This is a genomic window from Nonomuraea sediminis, from assembly GCF_018531495.1.
Taxonomy (GTDB): Bacteria; Actinomycetota; Actinomycetes; order Streptosporangiales; family Streptosporangiaceae; genus Nonomuraea; species Nonomuraea sediminis.
The window spans coordinates 50,781-70,005 of sequence record NZ_JAHDTI010000010.1; the positions used below are offsets into that span (position 1 = coordinate 50,781).

23 protein-coding genes and 1 pseudogene are annotated in these 19,225 nt (G+C 67.1%); 13 read left to right on the plus strand and 11 right to left on the minus strand.

Annotated features, from left to right (window positions below; translation table 11 throughout):
• The first annotated feature begins 42 nt into the window (after positions 1-42).
• The 5 genes from KIK09_RS34840 to KIK09_RS34860 all read left to right on the plus strand — a co-directional run bounded on the left by KIK09_RS34840 (position 43) and on the right by KIK09_RS34860 (position 2,812).
• Positions 43-360 carry a transposase gene (locus tag KIK09_RS34840; protein WP_214323696.1) on the plus strand — a complete coding sequence of 106 codons (318 nt, stop codon included), beginning with the start codon at positions 43-45 and terminating at the stop codon, positions 358-360.
• 32 nt (positions 361-392) lie between these two features.
• Positions 393-809, plus strand: a complete 417-nt coding sequence (locus KIK09_RS34845) for a hypothetical protein (RefSeq protein WP_214323697.1) — start codon at positions 393-395, stop codon at positions 807-809.
• A 135-nt stretch (positions 810-944) separates the two neighbouring features.
• On the plus strand, positions 945-1,175 hold the full coding sequence (locus tag KIK09_RS60705) for an integrase core domain-containing protein (protein ID WP_214323698.1): 231 nt from the start codon (positions 945-947) through the stop codon (positions 1,173-1,175).
• A gap of 106 nt (positions 1,176-1,281) precedes the next feature.
• Entirely contained in the window at positions 1,282-2,358 is a 1,077-nt protein-coding gene (locus KIK09_RS34855) for an amidohydrolase family protein (protein WP_214323699.1), read from the plus strand.
• A 7-nt stretch (positions 2,359-2,365) separates the two neighbouring features.
• Positions 2,366-2,812, plus strand: a complete 447-nt coding sequence (locus KIK09_RS34860; RefSeq protein ID WP_214323700.1) for a GbsR/MarR family transcriptional regulator — start codon at positions 2,366-2,368, stop codon at positions 2,810-2,812.
• Here KIK09_RS34860 and KIK09_RS34865 read toward each other — a convergent pair.
• Positions 2,784-3,152 (minus strand): hypothetical protein, encoded by a 369-nt coding sequence (locus KIK09_RS34865; protein ID WP_214323701.1) that lies wholly within the window; start codon positions 3,150-3,152, stop codon positions 2,784-2,786. The genes KIK09_RS34860 and KIK09_RS34865 overlap by 29 nt on opposite strands.
• A gap of 192 nt (positions 3,153-3,344) precedes the next feature.
• On the opposite strand from KIK09_RS34865, the pseudogene KIK09_RS60710 reads away from it, so the two are divergent.
• A pseudogene (locus tag KIK09_RS60710) lies at positions 3,345-3,656 on the plus strand (Tn3 family transposase); the annotation flags it as partial.
• A gap of 164 nt (positions 3,657-3,820) precedes the next feature.
• Here the strand turns inward: KIK09_RS60710 and KIK09_RS58210 are convergent.
• Complete coding sequence (locus tag KIK09_RS58210; RefSeq protein WP_250574279.1) at positions 3,821-4,084, minus strand: type 1 glutamine amidotransferase family protein; 264 nt, start codon at positions 4,082-4,084, stop codon at positions 3,821-3,823.
• Between the two features lie 68 nt (positions 4,085-4,152).
• Positions 4,153-4,914, minus strand: coding sequence for an SDR family NAD(P)-dependent oxidoreductase (locus KIK09_RS34875; RefSeq protein WP_214323703.1), 762 nt, complete (start codon positions 4,912-4,914; stop codon positions 4,153-4,155).
• Positions 4,915-5,040: 126 nt separating this feature from the next.
• Between KIK09_RS34875 and KIK09_RS34880 the strand changes: the two genes are divergently transcribed.
• Positions 5,041-5,649, plus strand: coding sequence for a TetR/AcrR family transcriptional regulator (locus tag KIK09_RS34880; RefSeq protein ID WP_214323704.1), 609 nt, complete (start codon positions 5,041-5,043; stop codon positions 5,647-5,649).
• 910 nt (positions 5,650-6,559) lie between these two features.
• Here the strand turns inward: KIK09_RS34880 and KIK09_RS34885 are convergent.
• From KIK09_RS34885 to KIK09_RS34910, 6 genes are all read right to left on the minus strand, one after another.
• A complete protein-coding gene (locus KIK09_RS34885; protein WP_214323705.1) occupies positions 6,560-7,693 on the minus strand; it encodes a Gfo/Idh/MocA family protein in 1,134 nt (377 codons plus the stop codon).
• Positions 7,690-8,472: a ThuA domain-containing protein gene (locus KIK09_RS34890; RefSeq protein WP_214323706.1), complete on the minus strand. Its 783-nt coding sequence runs from the start codon at positions 8,470-8,472 to the stop codon at positions 7,690-7,692. The genes KIK09_RS34885 and KIK09_RS34890 overlap by 4 nt, the downstream gene beginning before the upstream one ends.
• 20 nt (positions 8,473-8,492) lie before the next feature.
• Positions 8,493-9,347: a carbohydrate ABC transporter permease gene (locus KIK09_RS34895; RefSeq protein ID WP_214323707.1), complete on the minus strand. Its 855-nt coding sequence runs from the start codon at positions 9,345-9,347 to the stop codon at positions 8,493-8,495.
• A 7-nt stretch (positions 9,348-9,354) separates the two neighbouring features.
• Entirely contained in the window at positions 9,355-10,284 is a 930-nt protein-coding gene (locus KIK09_RS34900; protein ID WP_308164472.1) for a carbohydrate ABC transporter permease, read from the minus strand.
• A gap of 55 nt (positions 10,285-10,339) precedes the next feature.
• Entirely contained in the window at positions 10,340-11,569 is a 1,230-nt protein-coding gene (locus tag KIK09_RS34905) for a sugar ABC transporter substrate-binding protein (RefSeq protein ID WP_214323709.1), read from the minus strand.
• Positions 11,570-11,744: 175 nt separating this feature from the next.
• Positions 11,745-12,851, minus strand: a complete 1,107-nt coding sequence (locus tag KIK09_RS34910) for a LacI family DNA-binding transcriptional regulator (RefSeq protein ID WP_214323710.1) — start codon at positions 12,849-12,851, stop codon at positions 11,745-11,747.
• A 646-nt stretch (positions 12,852-13,497) separates the two neighbouring features.
• Between KIK09_RS34910 and KIK09_RS34915 the strand changes: the two genes are divergently transcribed.
• From KIK09_RS34915 to KIK09_RS34930, 4 genes are all read left to right on the plus strand, one after another.
• Positions 13,498-14,496: an RNA polymerase subunit sigma-70 gene (locus KIK09_RS34915; RefSeq protein WP_214323711.1), complete on the plus strand. Its 999-nt coding sequence runs from the start codon at positions 13,498-13,500 to the stop codon at positions 14,494-14,496.
• 157 nt (positions 14,497-14,653) lie between these two features.
• A complete protein-coding gene (locus KIK09_RS34920; protein ID WP_214323712.1) occupies positions 14,654-15,109 on the plus strand; it encodes a DUF6069 family protein in 456 nt (151 codons plus the stop codon).
• Between the two features lie 202 nt (positions 15,110-15,311).
• Positions 15,312-15,755, plus strand: coding sequence for a hypothetical protein (locus tag KIK09_RS34925; RefSeq protein WP_214323713.1), 444 nt, complete (start codon positions 15,312-15,314; stop codon positions 15,753-15,755).
• Positions 15,756-15,931: 176 nt separating this feature from the next.
• On the plus strand, positions 15,932-16,180 hold the full coding sequence (locus tag KIK09_RS34930) for a helix-turn-helix domain-containing protein (protein WP_250574280.1): 249 nt from the start codon (positions 15,932-15,934) through the stop codon (positions 16,178-16,180).
• A gap of 81 nt (positions 16,181-16,261) precedes the next feature.
• On the opposite strand, the gene KIK09_RS34935 is transcribed toward KIK09_RS34930, so the two are convergent.
• Positions 16,262-17,044, minus strand: a complete 783-nt coding sequence (locus KIK09_RS34935; protein WP_214323714.1) for an SDR family NAD(P)-dependent oxidoreductase — start codon at positions 17,042-17,044, stop codon at positions 16,262-16,264.
• Positions 17,045-17,154: 110 nt separating this feature from the next.
• Here KIK09_RS34935 and KIK09_RS34940 point away from each other — a divergent pair, with 110 nt between their 5' ends.
• Both KIK09_RS34940 and KIK09_RS34945 read left to right on the plus strand, forming a co-directional pair.
• Complete coding sequence (locus tag KIK09_RS34940) at positions 17,155-17,562, plus strand: winged helix-turn-helix transcriptional regulator (protein WP_308164474.1); 408 nt, start codon at positions 17,155-17,157, stop codon at positions 17,560-17,562.
• A 198-nt stretch (positions 17,563-17,760) separates the two neighbouring features.
• Complete coding sequence (locus tag KIK09_RS34945) at positions 17,761-17,955, plus strand: hypothetical protein (RefSeq protein ID WP_214323715.1); 195 nt, start codon at positions 17,761-17,763, stop codon at positions 17,953-17,955.
• Positions 17,956-18,423: 468 nt separating this feature from the next.
• On the opposite strand, the gene KIK09_RS34950 is transcribed toward KIK09_RS34945, so the two are convergent.
• Complete coding sequence (locus tag KIK09_RS34950; protein ID WP_214323716.1) at positions 18,424-18,852, minus strand: hypothetical protein; 429 nt, start codon at positions 18,850-18,852, stop codon at positions 18,424-18,426.
• Positions 18,853-19,225 lie beyond the last annotated feature (373 nt).

Sequence of the window (19,225 nt, forward strand, 5' to 3'; positions counted from 1 at the left end):
CGTGTTTCGAAAGATCACGTGTGTGAGGCGTGTCGGTGATCGTTGAACGAAGAAGTCTCCGGTAGTTGGTTCAACGACCAAGAAGAACGAAATACCGGAGACCTCGTGGCCGGCGTAGTGGTGACGAGGCGGCATGACCTCACTGACGCGCAGTGGGCGGCGCTGGAGCCGCATCTGCCTGCCGTATCGGGCAAGGGGCGTCCGCCGAAGTGGAGCAGGCGGCAGTTGATCGACGGGATCCGATGGCGGATCCGGACCGGAGCGCCGTGGCGGGACGTGCCGGCCTGCTACGGCCACTGGCTCACCGTGTACGTGTACCGCTTCAGAATTCATTGCGGGCTGCTTGATCTGTGGTTTTGACCTCAGCCACCGTGCGGGCAAGATCGCGGTCTGTGTCGGTTCGTCTGCTGTATCTGACCCTGATTCGGGTGTTCGGCTGGCTGGTGTTGCTGGGACGTGGTCAGTCGTTCAAGGACGTCGAGATCATGGTGCTGCGGCATGAGGTGGCCGTGTTGAAGCGTCAAATCGTCCGACCGAAGCCGGATTGGGCTGATCGAGCGCTCCTGGCGGTATTGGCCCACTTCCTCCCGACGGTGCTGCGGGCTCACCGGCTGGGGCACCTTGTTGGCGTGGCATCGTCGTACAGACCGGCTCCCCGAGGCCTCGACACCTCCTGGCGGACATTCTTACGCCTGCAGGCCAAAGGGCTGTTGGCCTGCGACTTCTTCCACGTCGACACGATCTTCTTGAAGCGCCTTTATGTGTTGTTCGTAATGGAGATGGCGACGCGGTTCGCATCCTGGGCGTAACCGCCAACCCCAGCGGCGCGTGGACGGCTCAGCAGGCTCGCAATCTGCTCCCGGATCTCGGGCGAAGGGCCAGCTCGTTCCGGTTCCTCATCCGTGACCGGGACGCCACGAGCCAATTCCTAGGCCGAACGCTGGGTGCGCACCCTCCGAGCTGAAGGCACGGACCGGATGCTGATCTACGACGAACGGCATCTTCGATCGGTCCTGGAGGAGTATGCCGAGCACTACAACGGGCATCGGCCTCACCAGTCCCGCCAGCAATGCCCACCTGAGCAAGACGAACAAGTCATCGTGCCGCTGGAAGGTCGGATTCGACGCCGAAGAGTGCTCAGCGGAGCGATCAACGAGTACCACCGAGCCGCCTAGATCACCCGAAGAAACACCAGTTCAGACCACGTGAACGAGTTTTGAAGCGAGACAGGGCTCTGCACCGGAGGGTTGACAAGTTTCACTGATTTCAGAAACTAGAGAAATGAACAACGGCCGAGGACTGATCGACGTACACCACCACATCGTCCCCAAGGAATACACGCAGACCCTGTCCAAGCTCGGTGTCAGCGAGGGCCTAGGAGTACGGCTGCCGAAATGGAGTGCCGGCAAGACGCTCGACGTCATGGACGAGCACGGGATCTCGACGTCGATCCTGTCGATCTCCGCGCCAGGCGTGTACTTCAAGGAGCAGGACAACGCGTTGGCCGTGGCACGGGAGCTGTCACGCCGGACGAACGAGATCTGCGCCACCCTGATCAAGGACCACCCGGGAAGGTTCGGCGCCTTCGCCACGCTGCCACTGCCCGATGCCGATGCCGCGCTGGACGAGCTCGCCTACGGCCTCGACGAGCTCGGGCTCAACGGAGTGGTGCTGCTCACCAACTACGACGGCTACTACCTGGGAGACCCGAAGTTCGACGCGCTCTTCGCCGAGCTCGACCGCAGGGCCGCGGTGGTGTTCGTCCATCCGCAGTCCCCTCCAGGTCGGGAGCACTCCCATCTGGACCTGCCGGAGGCGATGCTCGACGTGTGCTTCGACACCACGCGGACCGCGTTCTCGCTGATGGTGAACGGGGTCACCAAGAGATATCCGAACGTGCGCTTCATCCTCGCCCACGCCGGCGGCGCGGTGCCGTACATGGCGGCCCGCGTGGGCATCACGGCCTCGATGCTGGCGAACCTGAAGGGAGCCGCTCCGATCGTCGCCGACGGCATGGGCAAGATCTTCTCGGTCTCCCGCAAGCTGGAGGAGAAGATGCCCGAGCAGCTGAGCTACTACCTGAGATTCAAGAAGAACGTCCTGCCCGAGGGGCCCGACCATTTCCTGGGGCGCTTCTACTACGACACGGCCCTTTCGGCGTCGCCGCACGCCTTCGCTTCCCTGCTGACCGTGGCCCACTCTTCCCATATCGTTTTCGGGACCGATTACGTCTTCGCCACGGAGGCGGCCGTGCCCTCGACCATCGCAGGTGTTCGCGAGTACGCCGGCTTCACCCCGGAGGATCGGGCGGCGATCGAACGGGAAAGCGCCCTGGCGCTCTTCCCGACCCTGCAGTAGGACGGCGATGACCTCTTGGCAACACTCCTTCATCGAGGAGCTCGGAGCGCTGGGCCCGGAGATGGGCATCCCCCGCGCCATGATGCGCATCACCGCCTGGATGATGGTCTGCGATCCGCCCGAGCAGTCGGCCCAGCAGATCCAGGAGGGGCTGCGGCTCTCGGCCGCAGCGGTGAGCACGGGCACCCGGCAGCTCATCACCGCCGGCATGCTCGAACGCGTGTCACACCCGGGTGACCGCCGCATCTACTACCGGCTCGCCTCAGGAAGCTGGCAGGGCCCCCTGGAGGCGAAACTCCGGGCGCTCGGCCGCCTGCGCCACGTCGCCGACCAGGGCATAGCAGCGGCCGGGAACCAGGCCGACTACCGCCTCGTCGAGATGCGCGACGCCTTTGCCTGGTTCGAGGACCAACTCGACCACCTCATCAGGAACCGCCGGCGCCCCAACCCGTAGCCGCCAGCCGGACCGGGCCGAACAGGCCGCTCACGCGCTGCCCCTTCCCGATGAAGTGCGTGGGACCGGCCTCGTCCATGTGCGGTCCCAGCGTGCCGAGGACGAGGATCTCCAGGCTGCTCTCGGGGGCCTCGAGGTCCAGGTCGAAGATGTACGGCGAGCACACACGGACCCCATGGGACCGGCCGTCCACGAAGACCTCCGCCGTGCCGCGCACCCGGCCCAGATCGAGCCTGGCAGGGCCCCGTGCGGTGACGGTGATCCGGTAGCGGACGCCGCCGCTGAAGCCCGCCAGCCCCTGGAACTCCCAGTCGCCCAGCCGCATCCCCCGGACCCGCATGTGAACCGGATCGGCCCGTCAGGGTGGGCGAGCCGGGGGAAGTGGTGATCCGGAGTTCCACCCGTGCGGGGCGGGTGACCAGCGGCAATCGCAGCCTTGATGGCCCTGCTCGATGTCGGCGCCTTCGGCCTTGGCGTTGCGGATGGCCTCGGCCTAGCCATGAGGGCCGCGTAGGTCGGCCAGGGGGCCGTGGTGGCGGCGGGCCCCGAACCACGCGATCAACGCGCCCACCGCCGCCGACGCGGCTCGGCCGACTTCGCCAAATACCTGTCGGACCCGGCCTTCAGAAGGAAGATCTCGCGGCAACTCAACAAGGACGAGAGCCTGCACGCGCTGCGCCGCGACCTGCACTACGCGCAGCAGGGCACGATCACCCGGCCGCACCTGGAGCAGCAGACCGAGCAGGCGTGGCGCCTGACCCTGCTGACCAACTCCGTGATCGCGTGGACGACGGAATATTATTCTCGCGCGATGCTGGAGCTGCGCTCCCAGTGCCGGGACGTGCCTGATGAGATCCTTTCGCACATCTCGCCCGGCCACAGCGACGACATCAACTTCTTCGGCGTAATCAATGTCGACGTGGGCGAGCCGAGCAGAGCTGGGCGCCACCGCGCCGGTGGTGGCGGGAAGACGCAGGAACTGACCCAAGAACACTGCACTATCGGCCATCACACCGCCCACCGCTCCGGCAGCGCGTGTTCCAGGCGCGCCATGAATGCCGGGTCTTGCGGCCGTTGTCGCACACTGCGGTCGGCGGTGAGCCGGCCAAGCGAGCGGGGCTCCACCGGTGACCGGCCGCCCTGGGGGCTTGCGATGTCCTGCTCGAATCCGTGGGCCTCGAGCAGGTCGTAGAAGTGGGTCAGCTGCCCCGTGGGCTTGTCCGAGTCGCCGTAGGTGCCCTGGTTGGTGACGATGTTGAGGATCTTGCCCATGATGTTTGCTCTCTGAGATGGTCTTGTGGTCCTTCGATCGTGTCGACGGTGACCGCGGCTCGTGGTGTTCAGGCCTGTTCGGTGGGGCGTACGAGGAGTTCGGCGACGGCCACGTGGCGGGGGCGGGTGACGATGTAGCCGACGGTGTCGGCGACGTCGTGGCTTTGCAGCCGCTTGATGTCGCCGAGGGCGGCGGCGATGTGCTGCTGGATGGCGGCCGGGTTGTGGGTGCGCAGTTCGGTGTCGACGCTGCCCGGCTCGATGACGGACACGCGGACGTGCTGGCGCGTGAGTTCCTGGCGCAGTGCCTCGCTGAAGGCGCCGACGCCGAACTTGGTGGCGCTGTATACGGCGGACATGGCGTAGGCGTTGCGGCCGGCGAGGGAGCCGATGTTGACGATGTCGGCGACCTGACGCGGGCCTTCTGCTGCTGCCTTGACCAGGTGGGGGACGGCCGCGTGGGCGGTGTACATCAAGCCCATGAGGTTGATGTCGATCATGCGCCGCCAGTCGTTCAGGTCCGCGCCGGGCGCGGGCCCGAGCAGCATGAGACCGGCGTTGTTGACCAGGATGTCCAGGCGGCCCAGGCCCGCCACGGTCCGATCGACCGCATCCGCGGCGGCCTGGGCGTCGGTGATGTCGGCGGGCACCACCAGCGCATGTCCGCCGGCGCCCGTGATCTGCCCGGCCAGATCGGTGAGCCGGTCCTCGCGCCGACCGACCAGGGCCACCGACGCGCCCTCGCGAGCGAGTTCCAGGGCGGTGGCGTGGCCGATACCGCTGGAAGCCCCGGTGACCAAGGCGACGGTTCCTTCAAGACGACGAGTCATGGTTCAAGCCTTTCGATGAACGACCACGCTGCCGCGGGCCGTACGGGATAGGAGGTCGACGGCCCTATTGGCGGGCCGTACGGGGACGACGGCCGGTCAAGGCCGAGCCACGGGCACAATGGGGAAGTGAGCATCACTGGGCAGAACACCGACGACGCCACCAGCCAGGAGACCAAGAAGGAGGGAGAGCTGCCGCCCCGCGAACGCCTGGTCCGGGCAGCGTCGCGGCTGTTCTATTACGAGGGTGTACGCGCGATCGGCGTGGAACGGCTGATCGCCGAGGCCGGGGTGACGAAGGCGACCTTCTACCGGCACTTCGCTTCCAAGGATGACCTGGTTCTGGCGTATCTGCTGAGCAAGGACGCCTACTATCGGGCGGTGGCCGAACCGCTGGCCGCCGGGCACCCGCCCGAGGAGGCGATCGACCTGATCTTCGAGGCGATCGCCGAGCACGCCCGCGAGCGCGGATTTCGCGGATCGCCGTTCATGAACGCGGCCGCCGAGTACCCGGATGCCGCCCATCCGGTGCGCCGCCTGGTGGCGTCCCATCGGGACTGGACCCGCGCCCTCTTCCAGGAGCTGCTCACTCGGGTCGACCATGCCGACCCGGAGTCGGCCGCCGGTGCGCTGCTGATGCTGTACGACGGCGCGATGGCAGCCGGTTACCTTGACGACACGACGGCCGCCCACAAGACCCTGCTGGACGCGGTCCGGCTGATCCGATCGGGGGGCTGATCCCATCGGGGGCGCATGCGAGGCCGACCGTCAGGGCGGCGTGTACCGGTTCGGGATGGGCCGGCGGGTCGGCAACGCGCGGCGTCAGGTCGGCGAGGGACTCGGCGGCGGGGGCTCTCTGACCCTGGGGCGGATTTGGCTTCATGGAAGTTGTTCATCTCTGTTCGACGCGCACCTGGGACCTAGCGGCAGTTCTCCGCCTGGAGGCTGTCCCGCCCCGACGGGCGAGAGGCCACTCAGGCCACTACTCAAGAGGTAGGAAGACCGGTCGTTCTACCTGGTGACGATAGCCTACCTTGCGTACTGCGCGCCAGTGGGCCATCCGAGCGCGGGGTCCCTCACCGGTTCGGCGCTGGCCAGAGGGCCTCCCCAGCTTGCACGGCCCTGATTCTTCTGGCGCCGCCTTCGAACCGCATTCGATAGGAGCCCGAGTTGTCGCTCTGTGATGTCGGCGTTGGAGATCGAGGTCGCCACGTTCCTCGGCCGTGACTGCTATCGGCGCGCCGTTGCGTCCGCGAAGTTCGCCTCGCGGCTGTTCGGCAAGGTCGCCAGCATTTAAATCTCCCTGCCTGCAGGACCTTATTGAGCCCGACTCTGATTACATACATGCCCCTGCCAAGTCCACCAGGCCCGAGCATGCAGGAGGGAGATTGCCGGTCGCATCGCGTACGTGAGGTGCTGGTCATCGGCATGACTACGAAATTGCGGCACCTTGCGTCGCGCCTAGACCTCGTCCGAGGACCACGTAAGGCGTCCGGCCTAACCGCCAGGCCGACCTCAGCTCCCCGCCTGACCATACCCAGGCGCCCGCCCGGGGTAGAACGCCGAGGATTTGACACGCCGAATGATCAATCGGCACCCGCAGCCGCGCCCATGAACGCGAACTCCACCATCCCGACACGCAGCTCCGTCATAGCATCCCCAACCGCTCCGCGCCCGCCAGCCTGTCACGCACCGAGGGCCATCTGGCGAGGGCGTTCCGTACGTCCGGTCGGGTCTCGTCGCGCAGCGCCTGCGCGTGGGCCCGCTCAAGCACGTCGTCCAGGCGCTCGAGCCTGCCGCTCGTCGCAGACTGCACCGCCGCCTCCACCATCGCCAGGCTCATCACGTTCTCGTGCACCTCGCCGGACGGCAGCTCCCCGGTCCGGAGCGCCCGCACGAACACCTGCAAAGCACCCGCGATTCCGGAGTACGGCGGGCCGGCCGGTGCGCTGACGTCCACCTCGGCGTCGAGGACCGGCTCGTGGTCGCCGTCCCAGAGCGCAGTGCCCTTCTCGCCGCTGACCCGCCAGGTCCCGTTCCATGAGGTGATACCGCCGGGACTGCACCAGCTGCCGTTGTAGACATACCGGGTGCCGCCCTCCATCTCGAACACCACGGTCGCGTTGGCGTCCCCCGCGAACCAGCTCCACGGCGGGTTGTACGACTGGCAGTACGCCGTTACCGGCTCGGCCCGGAGCAGGAAACGCGCCGAGTCGAAGGCGTGGATCGCCATGTCGACGAGCAGCGGGTACGCCATCAGGTCACGAAACCCGCCGAACCGCTCGGATCGGAAGAACGCCGTACTCACCGTCCCGATCGCGCCGAGCCGCGCGACCATCCCCCGTAACGCTGCGAGTTGCGGGTTCCAGCGGCGGGACTGGCTGACCATGAACAGTTCACCGGTGACCTCGGCCGCGGCGGCCAGTGACAGCGCTCGGCTCACGTTCTCCGCGACCGGTTTCTCACCGAGCACCGGCAGGCCGGCGAACAGCGCGGCAGAGGTCACCGGGTGGTGCGCCTCGGGGACGGTCACGTTGATCAGAGCCTGGGCGCCAGTCTGCCGTGCGAGAGCCTCGGCGTCGGCGCCGACTGGAAGGTACGGCAAGCCGGCCGAGTCGGCGGCGTCCCGGGCCAGCGCCACGTTCAGGTCGGCGATGCCGGTGAGGGTCACCTCGGGTGAGTCGGCGATGGTGGCCAGCCAGGCCCGACCCATGCTGCCGGCGCCCACGAGAACCACCCGGAGCGGGTCCGCCGGGCTGGAGGGGATCGTCCTGAACCTCACTGGAGCGGTCCCGTGTAGCCCTGGCCCTGGAAGAACTCCTCGGTCGCGTACCGCAGGAGCACAGGATGGCTCCGTTCCGGCCGATCGGTGCGTGCCCAGGCGACGCCGTTCGCGATGACCCGGCGTACGTCCTTGTGATGGTAGGTGGGGTATGCCTGGTCCCCTGGCCGGAAGTAGAAGATCTTGCCGTGCCCGCGGCGGAACGTGCAGCCGCTGCGGAACACCTCCCCGCCGCTGAACGAGCTGATGAACACGATTTCGTCCGGCGCCGGGATGTCGAAGAACTCCCCGTACATCTCGTCCTCCTCGATGATCAGCGGGTGCGGCACGCCCTTGGCGATGGGGTGCGTGGGGTCGACCGTCCAGATGAGCTCACGGTCGTGCTCGTCGCGCCAGCGCAGCGTGCAACTCGTACCCATGAGCTTGATGAAGATCTTCGACCAGTGCCCGGAGTGCAGCACGACGAGCCCCATCCCGGACAGCACATGCCGGTGGACGCGCTCGACGACCTCGTCGGACACCTCGTCGTGCGCCGCGTGACCCCACCAGGTGAGCACGTCGGTGTCGGCCAGCACCTCCTCGGTCAGCCCGTGCTCCGGGTCGTCCAGGGTGGCGGTACGGACGACGCAGCCGTCGGCGAGGTTCTCCTCGATGCCCTGCGCGATCGTGGTGTGCATGCCCATCGGATAGATCTTCGCCACGTGCTCCTCGATTTGCTCGTGGCGGTTCTCGCCCCACACCGTCACACGCAGCGGGCCGGCGGCGGTTGTGTTTGTCATGTCGAATCCTTCTGTTAGGTTCACTTGACCGCGCCGGCGGTCGTACCTGCGGCGACGTAGCGCTGGGCGATGACGAGCAGGACGATGGCCGGCAGGGAGGCGAGCACGGCGGTGGCCATGACCGAGCTCCAGTCGTTCACATATGTCCCGATGTAGGTGTACAGCCCGAGCGTGACCGGGCGTACGTCCTCGGTCGTGGTGAGGGTGAGAGCGAACAGGAAGTCCGCCCAGGAGAAGAGAAAGGTGAACAGGGCCGCGGTGATGAGCGCGTTGCGGCTCATCGGCAACACGATGGAGATGAACGTCCGGATGTGTCCGGCGCCGTCCACCCGGCCGGCCTCCAGGACCGCCCGCGGGATGTTGGTCATGAAAGCGCGGACGATCAGGATCGCGAACGGGATGCCCGCGGTCGAGTCGGCGAGGATGAGGCCTGGGATCGAGTTGAGCAGTCCCAAGTCGTTATAGGCGGTGTAGAGCGCGTTCGCGATGACGATTCCCGGGATCATCTGCGAGATCAGGATCCCGAAGAGGAACGCGCCCGCGAAGCGGACCTTGAACTGCGCCAGGGCGTACGCTGCCGGCATCGCGATCAGCAGGCTGAACGCGACCGAGCCGAGGGCGACGACCAGGCTCGTGACCAGGTTGCGGCCCTGCTGGCCGAGCGCGCTGGCGTAGCCGTCGAAGCTGGGATCTAACGGCAGCCACGGGGTGCCGACCGCCGAGCCGCTCGGCTGCAGCGAAACGTTGACCATCCAGTAGATCGGGAACAGCAGGACGGCGAGGATGATGATCCCGGCGACGGTGCTGCCCCAGCCGGCCCTTGTGCGCCGACGCCGACGGGCGACGTGCGAAGGCGCGGGAAGCGTGGTGGTCATGACTGCCTCACTCGTCCACGGCACGCCGGTTGGCGCGCAGGTAGAAGACGGCGAACACCAGGGAGATCGCGATCAGGATGTTGCCGAGCGCGGCCCCCTGACCGAAGTCGAACTCCTGGAACGACAGGTGGTACGACTGCGTCGCGATGGTCTGGCTGGCGTTGGCGGGGCCGCCGCCGGTCAGTGCCAGGATCACGTCCAGCACTTTGATCGTGTAGACCACGCCGAGCACCAGCACGACACTCACCACCGGACGCAGCAGCGGCCAGGTCACGTACCGAAACCGCCGCCAGCTGCCCGCCCCGTCCAGTGAGGCGGCCTCGTACAGGTCCTCCGGGATGTCCTGGAGCCCGCCGTACAGGATGGTCAGGTTGAACGGGATACCGATCCAGATGTTCACCAGGATCACCGCCACCAGGGCCAGTGAGGTGCTGGTCAGCCAGCCGGGGTGCTCGCTCGCCACCCCGATGGCGGCGAGGAACCGGTTGAGCGCGCCGTTGTCCTTGTCGAGAATCCACCTCCAGACCGCGCCGGAGGCGATCAGCGGGATCAGCCACGGCAGCAGGATCAGCGAACGGAGCACGCCGTTGAGCGGGAAACGGCGCCGGAAGAACATCGCCAGGGCGAGACCGATGACGAACTGCCCGGCGATCGAGCCGGCGGTGAACAAGACGGTGTTCAGCATGGCCTTGCTGAACACCGGGGAGGACACCACCGCGGCGTAGTTGGCGAACCCGACCCACGGCGCCTCGCCGGTGTAGAAGGTGCTCGTCGAGTACTGCTGGAACGCCATCACGAAGTTCTTGACGATCGGGTAGCCGAAGAACGCCACCATGTAGCTCACGGCCGGGGCCAGGAACAGCACCCGCGCGGCGCGGTTCTGGAAGCGGTTCGACTGCCAGAAGGAAGGTCCGGCGACGGCCTCGTCGTCCGCCACAGTTTCCGGAGGTGGTGGATCTGTCTGCCGTTCCATCGTGGACTGTTGTCGGTGCTCAGCCATTCTGCGCCGCTTCCAGGGCCTTGGCCGGTGTGGCCTGGCCGGTCAGCGCGGACTGGAACGCGGTGTAGATCTTCGTGGCCGCCTTCGGCCAGTCCGCGCCGAGCTCACCGGTGCGGGCCCGCGCGGTCGGGATCTGGTCGACGAAGCCTGCCATGTTCGGGTTGCTCGAGCTGAACTTCGCCAGCAGCGCCGTCTTGGTGGGGATGGTCTGGTTGTCCTTGGCGAGGCTGAGCTGGTTGTCGTCCGAGTTGAGGCAGGCGACGATCTTGGCAGCCTTGGCCTGCTTGTCCTTGTTCCCGGTCTGCGGCACCGCCCACGTCTCACCGCCGAGCGGCGCGACGACCGGCCTGCCCGCTGCCGGTGCCGGGATCTTCACCACCCCGTACTTCACGCTCTTGTTCTCCTCCAACGAGGGGAACTGCCACGGCCCGTTCACCATCATCGCGGCCTTACCCGCCTTGAACTGGTCGTTGACGTCCGCCTGGGTCCAGTTCAGAGCGGATTTCGACACCGAGCCGTCGTTCATCAGGTCGACCCACAACTGCACTGCCTGCGCGGTTTCCGGCGTCGCGATGTTCTTCTCGTCGCCGCCGTTGGACCACATGAACGGCAGGAACTGCCAGGTGCCCTCGTAGTTCGCCGGCGCCGAGAACGCCAGTCCGTACGTGCCGCCGGAGGTCAGCTTCTTGGCCGCCGTCTTCAGCTCCGCCCAAGTCGTGGGTGGCGTTACGCCCGCCTTGGCGAGCAGGTCCTTGTTGTAGAACAGCCCGATGGTGTTGGTGATCGGCTGCAGGCCGTAGAGCTTGCCCTTGTACGTCGAGGCGCTGACCACGCCTTCGGCGTACCCGTCGGCCTTGAGCCCGAGGTCGTTCAGCGGGGTGAGGGCGCCGGTCTGGGCGATCTGCTGGAGATCAGGGTTGTCCAGCATCAGGACATCCGGAAGGGTACGTGAGGACGCCTGCTGGAGCACCTTCTGGATCAGGGTCGCGCCGGGCACCGACTCTCGCTGGATGGTGACACCGGCCTGTCGGCCGCACGCGTCGATGACCTTCTGCCAGACCGTCTTGCCCGGATCGTTGTTGTAGTAATCGAGCACCCGCAGGCTTGAGGAGTCGCCGCCGGTATTCGAGCCGCCGCCGGGCCCCCCGCCGCAGGCGCTGAGCGCGAGGGGCAGGGTGAGCATCGAGGCGAGCGCGGCCTGGGTCCGGGGGGAGCGGATCATGTCGTGTCCTTTCGGATACGGAAGGTTCCGGGGCGGTTTGGTGTCGATGGGCCAACACCGCGGGGGGGCGGGGTGGGGGGGGGTTGGGGGTCGTGCCGCATCGACGGCGGCTGAGCGGGGCGTCGATGCGCATCGACTTTGTGCGTAGCGGGTCCTGGGTCGAAGCCACCGATGATCAGTGGGCGGGAGCGGGCATCACGGTCGTACGACGAGTGAGTCGTGGCGCGACCAGCTCGATCGCGGGAGGTTCCACCGCGGAACTCGGATCGAGTAGCCAGAACAGCGTCTCCATCGCGCGCCGCGAGACGTCGCGTGGTTCCTCGGAGACATTTGTGTACTGCGGATCGGACAGTTCGGCCTCCCGGTCGGGACTGAGTCCGATGACGGAGATGTCACGGCCCGGCACGACGTCTCGCTTCCGCAGTGCGTCCAGCAGCGGCACGATCGCGTCGCTGTGCGGCACCAGCACTCCGAGACGCCCGCTGGTGCGCTGAGCGAGGAGCTGATCGGCGACCTTCGCGGCGGCCTCCCGTCCACGCTCGACCGGTTCGATCACCGTCAGCGGAAGGCCGCGCACCTGTGCCTGCCGACGCACCGATCGCAGAAACCGGCCGACGTAGTTCAGGCCACGCTTCATCGCCGAGGCCGTATAGCCCACCACGACGATCTCGTCGTGCTGGGTGTCGGCCAGCTCGTCGACGGCCATCCGAGCCGCCGCCTCGAAGTCGAGGTCGACGCAGTGCAGCCCGGCCGGGTCGGCCGGCACACCGATGAGCACCACCGGAACGGACAGTGCGGCGGCCACCGGGACCCGGTCGTCCTGCTCCTGGATGTCCATCATGATGATCGCGTCGCACAGGGCCCGTCCGGCGAGGCGCCGCAGACCCGCCGAGCCCTCGTCCGCGGTCACCAGGAGAACCTCGTGATCGTGGGCGCGAGCCGAGCTGGCGATGGTCTCTATGAACGGAAGCAACCCGAAGACCTCACCCCCGACCCCGAAGGGCACGACCAGACCGATGACCTGGGTACGACGCCCCGCCAGAGCCCGGGCACTGGAGTGCGGCTCGTAGGTGAGCTGTTCCATCGCGTCCAGGACCCGTCGCCGCGTGCGCTCAGAGATGGGTCTCTTGCCAGTCATCACATAGGACACGGTGCTCTGCGATACGCCGGCGACGCGCGCGACGTCCTTGCTGGTGAACGCCATGACACCCCTTTGGAGGAAATCGTCGATACGTATCAACCGCCAGTTCCGACACGCTACGACGGCGATCGTCCGAGCCACAAGACATCTCCGGAAATATTCTGCAATCCCTGTGGTTGCCCGAAACTCGGCCGTTGGGGCCGACCTGGGGTTCGGTCTGGCAGGCATGATCGCCGTCATGGCATTGCAGCTAGGGAGCGAAGCGAGGACTCCTTCAGGACTTCGAACGTGCCGCCGACCAGCGGGACATCTGACGAGGAGGGATGTACTCGAAGCTGACCAGCCCCAGCCGTCGCAGATCGAGTGACGGCGCATGCGTCCACCGGTGCTTCGAGGTCGTCGCGAGCGTCCACTTGGCCTAATGCCGACGCCACCGCGGCGACCGGGCCCGGTAGGAGAGCAGCGACGGGTGCGACGACACCGACCGTTGCCGGAATCCCTGCTCCCAGGTGAGCCGGGTCTCGGCTCCAAGCTCCCATCCCTTTCGGTGGACCTCGTGCCATGCCCGTGCGTCCATGCCCGCCGGGTCGTCGTGAACCAGGCGACCCCATCACGCACCAGGCGGTCGCGCACCCGGCGGACCCGCGTCCTCCTCGCGGTACCGCGCGTCGTGCTCCGCCATCGGATCCGTCGCTGGATCAGCCATGCAGACCGCCCTGGTGATGAGTTGTCGCGCCCGCACCCGTCACACCTACGACGGGACACGACGAGGCGGAAGGATGACGTGATGAGTGCGGACACGCGGCTGGATGAGCTGAGCGAGAGCGGTCTGGACGGGGTCGACGAGTCGGCGTTCTCGGGGCTGGCGGAGCGGCACCGGCGGGAGCTGCACGTGCACTGCTACCGGATGCTCGGCTCGTTCGAGGACGCCGAGGACACCGTGCAGGAGACCTTCCTCCGTGCCTGGCGGCGGCGGGAGACCTTCGAGGGGCGGTCGACGTTCCGGGCCTGGCTGTACCGGATCGCCACCAACGCCTGCCTGGACCTGCTCGCCAAGTGCCGCCCGGAGCCTGCGACCGGCGGCGAGGTGCTGTGGCTGCAGCCCTACCCAGACCGGCTGCTCGACGAGCTGCCCGCGGGCCACGCGGACGAGCCGGAGACCGTCGCCGTCGCGCGGGAGACCATCGAGCTGGCGTACCTGGTCGCAGTCCAGCACCTCGCGCCGCGCCCGCGGGCCGTGCTGATCCTTCGGGACGTGCTCGGCTGGCCGGCGAAGGACGTCGCGGAGCTCCTCGGGGACTCCGTCAACTCCGTGAACAGCGCGCTGCAGCGGGCCCGCGCCGGCATGCGGGAGCACCTGCCCGCCGAGCGGCAGGACTGGACCGGCGGCGAGGAAGACGCCGGGACGCGCGAGGTAGTGCGCCGCTATACCGACGCCAGCGTGGCCACGGACGTCGACGGACTCGCCGCGCTGCTGCGGGACGACGTCCGCTGCTCGATGCCGCCCACGCCGGGCCTGTACGTCGGCCGCGACACGGTGGTGAACGAGTGGGTCGAGAGCGGCTTCGAGGGCATGAAGCACCTGCGCGCCGTCCTCACCTCCGTGAACCGGCAGCCCGCCGTCGCCTTCTACCTCTGGCGGAAGCGGGAGGGCGCGTACCTGCCGCTGACAATCGACGTCCTCCGCGTCACCGGCGGGGCGATCACCGAGATCCTCACGTTCCACGACGACCAGTTCCCGCGGCTCGGGCTGCCGGAGCGCCTGCCGGCGGACGGCACGGAGTAGTCCCGGTGTGGACGCTCGCGCTGCGCGGTGGTCGCGGCGGTCCTGTGGAACCCCGGCCGTCGCACGGCGAGGGTGCGCATCGTCACCCCAAGGCCAGGACCGTCACATGCCGGTCAACACACCCCGTAGGCCAGTTACCGAATGATGGAGGAACGACATGAACAGCATGAATGACACCGGGGGCGTCGCAGGCCCGGCATCGGGCCAGACCAGCCACACCCACCGACTCCGCGGGCTCGCCGGCACCGGCTTGATTGCCACGCTCGCAGCGATGGTGGCCACCACCCTCGCCGCTGCGCTTGCCCAGACCGTTGGCGTCGACTTCGAGGTCCCCGATGGCGGCGAGTCGATCCCGTTGCCCGGGTTCGCCGTGGTGACCGGCTTCTTCTCCGTCGTGGGCATCGTCATCGCCGTCGCTCTTCTTCGTTGGAGCGCTCGCCCCGCCGAGCGTTTCGTGTGGACGGCAGTGTCGCTGACCGCGATCTCGTTTGTCCCGCCCCTCCTCTCCGGGGCAAACACCGCTACCACCATCGCCCTCCTCGGGCTACACCTCGTCCCTGCGGCGGTGATGATCCCCATCCTGGCGCGGAGCCTCCGTACCCGGAGCGATTGACGATCCCGCAACGGGACCACGCGCGGCGCAAGGGCGTGCGGGGTCGCTCAAGGTCGGCTCTAAAAAGCTCTGACCTGCGGAAAACGTCCGCAATCGCGATCAAGGCCGCTCCCTGCGGATATGTGAGTGCGGACACCTTGACGCGACGCCCCGTCTCGTAGAAGCCTCCGAGTGGGCAACTTCTCGCGAGGAGGTCGTACGGATGACTGGTGAAGAAGAGGCCCGGGAGCAGGATCCGGCTGCGTTAGAGCGGATGTGGCAGCACTCGCTACACCTGGACACGATGCTGTTCCAGCGGGCCAACCTGTTCTTGGTGGTGGAGTCCCTGTTGATCGTCGCCTTCGCGCTGGTGCTGGGGGTAGCGAATCAGCCGGGTAGCGCGATCACTGACATGGCTCTCGCGGTCGTGAGGGTCATCGCGGTATTCGGCATGTTGCTCACGGCGGTTTGGGGCTATGTGGGCCACCGTCACTTGCGCTACTACGAGCTGCTTCGGGCAAGACAACGAGATGTCTTTCCGGAGTACAAGGAGCTCAGGGAGCAATGGCGCCCAAGGGGCATCAGCTCTCTTCCGCTGGTCACATACTTCCTGCCGCTGCTCGCCGGCGCACTGTGGATTCTCTGCTTGCTGATCACATTGCGCTGATGCGGGCGTGTACCCGAACCCGGCTACCAGTCCTGTGAGGTGCAGAGGGGCGGGCCTGGCGGTGGCCCGTTGCCCCGTTCTTGATTGCAGGCTCTCAGCTTGCCGTTGCGTGGCGGGCATGTAGGGCATGGGGCGTTGCTGCCGCGTGATGGCCGCATCGCGAGCGGGTCGACGGGTTGGTCGCGGTTGAGCCTGATCGGATCGCTGTGGTCGGCTTCGCCCGCTCCGTCATGGCCGCAGGGCTCGGGATGGGCCGCTCGCCCAAGCTGACGGTACGGCAGCAGGCCGAACTGGTGCGCATGCATGCCACCGGCGAGTACACCGTCGCCGACCCGATGGAGGTGTTCTCCATCGGAAGGGCGACGGTGTACCGCGCTCTCGAACGCGCAGGCGTAGGCACGCCGGCCGGCGGAGCCCGGACATGAGCACGCCCGCCTCATCAGAACTGCGGCCTGGCCGCCGACGTCATCAACCCGGAACTCGAGCCGCACTCTCTGTTCTGAGGCTCACGAAGCCGTGGGGAATTGGGCCGGCAGGCCGTCCAACAACTGGCTCAGCAGCGGGTATCCGCCATCGACGCGGATCACCTGGCCGGTGACCGTGGCGAACGCGCCGTCCACGAGCGCGGCGATCGGGCGAGCCAGGTCCTGCGGCCGCAGCATCGTGCCGGTCACCGACCGATCGCGGAAGTGGCGCCGGATGCCCTCGGTGAACACCTCAGCGGTGGCATCGGTACCAACCGCGCCAGGGGCGACGGCATTGACGGTGATGCCGTCCCGTATGGCCTCGCCGGCGACCTGTTGGGCGAAGGCGTTCACGGCGGCCTTGGCAGTGGACTGGGCGGCGCTGCCGATGATCAGCTCGGCCGCGGTGGCGGAGACGTAGACGATCCGGCCGGACCGCCGTTGACGCATGACCGGCAGCACCCGCCGGGTCAGGTGGTAGACGCCGGCCAGCTCATCACTCATCTTGGCCGCGAACGCCTCCCACGGCACATGCTCCAGCGGGCCGAATGGCGGCGCCGCGGTGTGGGCGTTGGCCACCAGCACGTCGATCCGCCCGTGCTCGGCGACCACCCGGTCCACCAGCGTGGTCACCTGGGCCTCGTCAGTCACGTCGGCCTGGATCGCCTGCGCGGCGCCGATCTGCTTGGCCACCAGCTCTGCGGACTCGGCGTCGCGCAGATAGTTGACGATCACGTAATAGCCGAGCCGACCCAACTCCCCCGCGGTCGCGGCCCCGATTCCCCGGCTGGCTCCGCTGACCAGCGCCACTTGCTTGCCGTTCATCTGTCTCTCCTGACTCGTCGTACGAAGACGCGAGAGACGCTAGGTTTTGGGCTTACCTTTTGTAAGTACGCACCTTCAGGTAAGCCGTAGAGATAGCGGTAGGTGAGCAGGTGGACGAGAGCGACGCCCGGTGGATCAGTGACACGTTTCACAGCGATTGCCCCGGGCGGGAGGTGATGGAACATGTCACCGGACGGTGGGTGCCGATGATCCTGGCCGCCCTGACGCCTGGGCCAATGCGCTTCTTCGAGTTGCGCCAGCGCATCGAGGGCATCAGCGAGAAAATGCTCTCCGCCAAACTGCGGACCCTTGTCCGCGACGGGCTGGTAGAGCGCACCGTCGAGCCAACCACACCGCCGCAGGTCAGCTATGAGCTGACCGATTTGGGTCAAGGCCTGTCCCGCCCGTTCGGCCAACTGGTCCGCTGGATTTCGGCGCACACCCCGGAGGTCATCGCGGCCCAGCAGCGCTATGACCGCAGCATAAATCCTGCGGGTCAGGCGATTCCGAGTCCGTAACGCAGATCGTGGTGATCTGCACCTCCTATCATCAGCTCGCTTGCCCACGCCCTCCTGGCGTTCGACGCCAGGAGGGCGTGGTAATCGAGAGGCAAGCAACCAGCGCCGACAGCTACCGGGACCGCTCCTGCCGCGGAGTCCGACACTCCTGCCCCCGCCGCGAAGACAGAGAAGAAGAAACTCCCCAGCGTGGTCGGCATGAACCTGCAGGTCGGGCAGGACACGCTCCAGGCCGCATGCTTCTACGTCCTCGACGACCAGGACGCGACAGGACAGGGCCGATTGCTGATCTACGACCGCAACTGGGTGGTCACCAAGATGAAGCCGCCCGCAGGGAGCAAGGTGAGCGCCGACACGCTGATCACCCTGTACGCCAAGAAGTACGGCGAGTAGGTCGCCTCGCCTGTCCGCAGCCGGACAACCAGCCCGACAACCTCACGGGCACCACACGCGTCTCATGCCTGTCACGTTCCATCCCCACTCCTCAGGGGCGCGTGTTGATCAAACGTCTGCTCGTTGCAGCCACTCTCGCGGGCGTCGTTCTCGAAGCCCCCGCTGCGGCCCCTCCCCCCCTCCGCGGCCACGCTCGCGCACGCCAGCACGGCATCGTCCTGCTACAAGCAGAGCGGGAACCACTGGGGTGTGCATCACGCCCGGAGCGTTCTGCTTGAAGGCCGCCCATAACAGGTACTGCTATGCCAAGGTCACCAACAAGCGGTACAAGTGCACGTACAAGAACGCCGACCCGTACTGGCGGTGGAGAGCCTAGGAGCAGACTCCCCCTACGGAACGCGGAGAGATGCGAATGCCCCGCCGCCCCCATGGAGCAGCGGGGCAATGTCCAAACCTACGCCCAGGCGGCTACCAGGTGATGGTCGGGCTGAACCGGAAGGCATACCCGACGTACTTACCTTCGTAGTACGCATCGACGTTGAAGTACGTCTCGTAGCTGTGGCCGCCCTTCATCCAGATCACGTCGACCGGCCCGTAGCGCTTGTACCAGACCTTCGCCCGGGCGTCAGGCGTGCAATCGTAGGTGTGGCCGTTGACGTACCCCTCGGCAGTGTCGCTGACGTGAATGGTGACGCTGCAGTTCGACCAAAGGCCGGGATTCGCCGCGCAATCCAGAGTTCGGTGAACGCGTTGGCCTGCGGAGCCCGAGGTGGCGTCTTGAGGATGCCGATGCCCTTGGCCGTGAAGACTTCGTCGAACATCGTGGTGTACTTCGTGTCCCGATCGCGGATGAGGAACCTGAACCCCTCCCCCTGTCCCCCAGAGCGGCGAGTTCACCGGCGATCCGCCGGTAACCCCACAGCGGAGTCTCCCGGGCCAGACGAAGCGCCAAGGCCTGGACGGAGACGCGGATGGGAGGCCGACCCTGGCTATGGCGCTTGAAGTTCCAGCGCCGCCGTACCGGATCGGCGTGCGAGCCCAGCAGCGTGCCCGGCGTCACGAACAACCGCCGACGACCGGCTGGGGACAGCAGCCGCGCCAGCGCGCTGGTCACCGCCCGATCCGCCCACGACGGCCGAGGCCTTGCCACCTGCCGAAGCAACACCGCGAGCTGATGACGCAAGACCCGACCTCTGCGAGCGACCCAGCAGCACCACCACCCCGCGAGCCGGATGAAGATCAGATAGAGCAACCGCAGCGGCATGAACAG

Coding starts and splice junctions, on each gene's coding strand:
- KIK09_RS34855 (WP_214323699.1), top strand. CDS start 1,282: ATGAACAACGGCCGAGGACTGATCGACGTACACCACCACATCGTCCCC.
- KIK09_RS34860 (WP_214323700.1), top strand. CDS start 2,366: ATGACCTCTTGGCAACACTCCTTCATCGAGGAGCTCGGAGCGCTGGGC.
- KIK09_RS34865 (WP_214323701.1), bottom strand. CDS start 3,152: ATGCGGGTCCGGGGGATGCGGCTGGGCGACTGGGAGTTCCAGGGGCTG.
- KIK09_RS58210 (WP_250574279.1), bottom strand. CDS start 4,084: ATGGGCAAGATCCTCAACATCGTCACCAACCAGGGCACCTACGGCGAC.
- KIK09_RS34875 (WP_214323703.1), bottom strand. CDS start 4,914: ATGACTCGTCGTCTTGAAGGAACCGTCGCCTTGGTCACCGGGGCTTCC.
- KIK09_RS34890 (WP_214323706.1), bottom strand. CDS start 8,472: ATGACAAACACAACCGCCGCCGGCCCGCTGCGTGTGACGGTGTGGGGC.
- KIK09_RS34895 (WP_214323707.1), bottom strand. CDS start 9,347: ATGACCACCACGCTTCCCGCGCCTTCGCACGTCGCCCGTCGGCGTCGG.
- KIK09_RS34905 (WP_214323709.1), bottom strand. CDS start 11,569: ATGATCCGCTCCCCCCGGACCCAGGCCGCGCTCGCCTCGATGCTCACC.
- KIK09_RS34915 (WP_214323711.1), top strand. CDS start 13,498: ATGAGTGCGGACACGCGGCTGGATGAGCTGAGCGAGAGCGGTCTGGAC.
- KIK09_RS34920 (WP_214323712.1), top strand. CDS start 14,654: ATGAACAGCATGAATGACACCGGGGGCGTCGCAGGCCCGGCATCGGGC.
- KIK09_RS34925 (WP_214323713.1), top strand. CDS start 15,312: ATGACTGGTGAAGAAGAGGCCCGGGAGCAGGATCCGGCTGCGTTAGAG.
- KIK09_RS34935 (WP_214323714.1), bottom strand. CDS start 17,044: ATGAACGGCAAGCAAGTGGCGCTGGTCAGCGGAGCCAGCCGGGGAATC.
- KIK09_RS34945 (WP_214323715.1), top strand. CDS start 17,761: ATGAACCTGCAGGTCGGGCAGGACACGCTCCAGGCCGCATGCTTCTAC.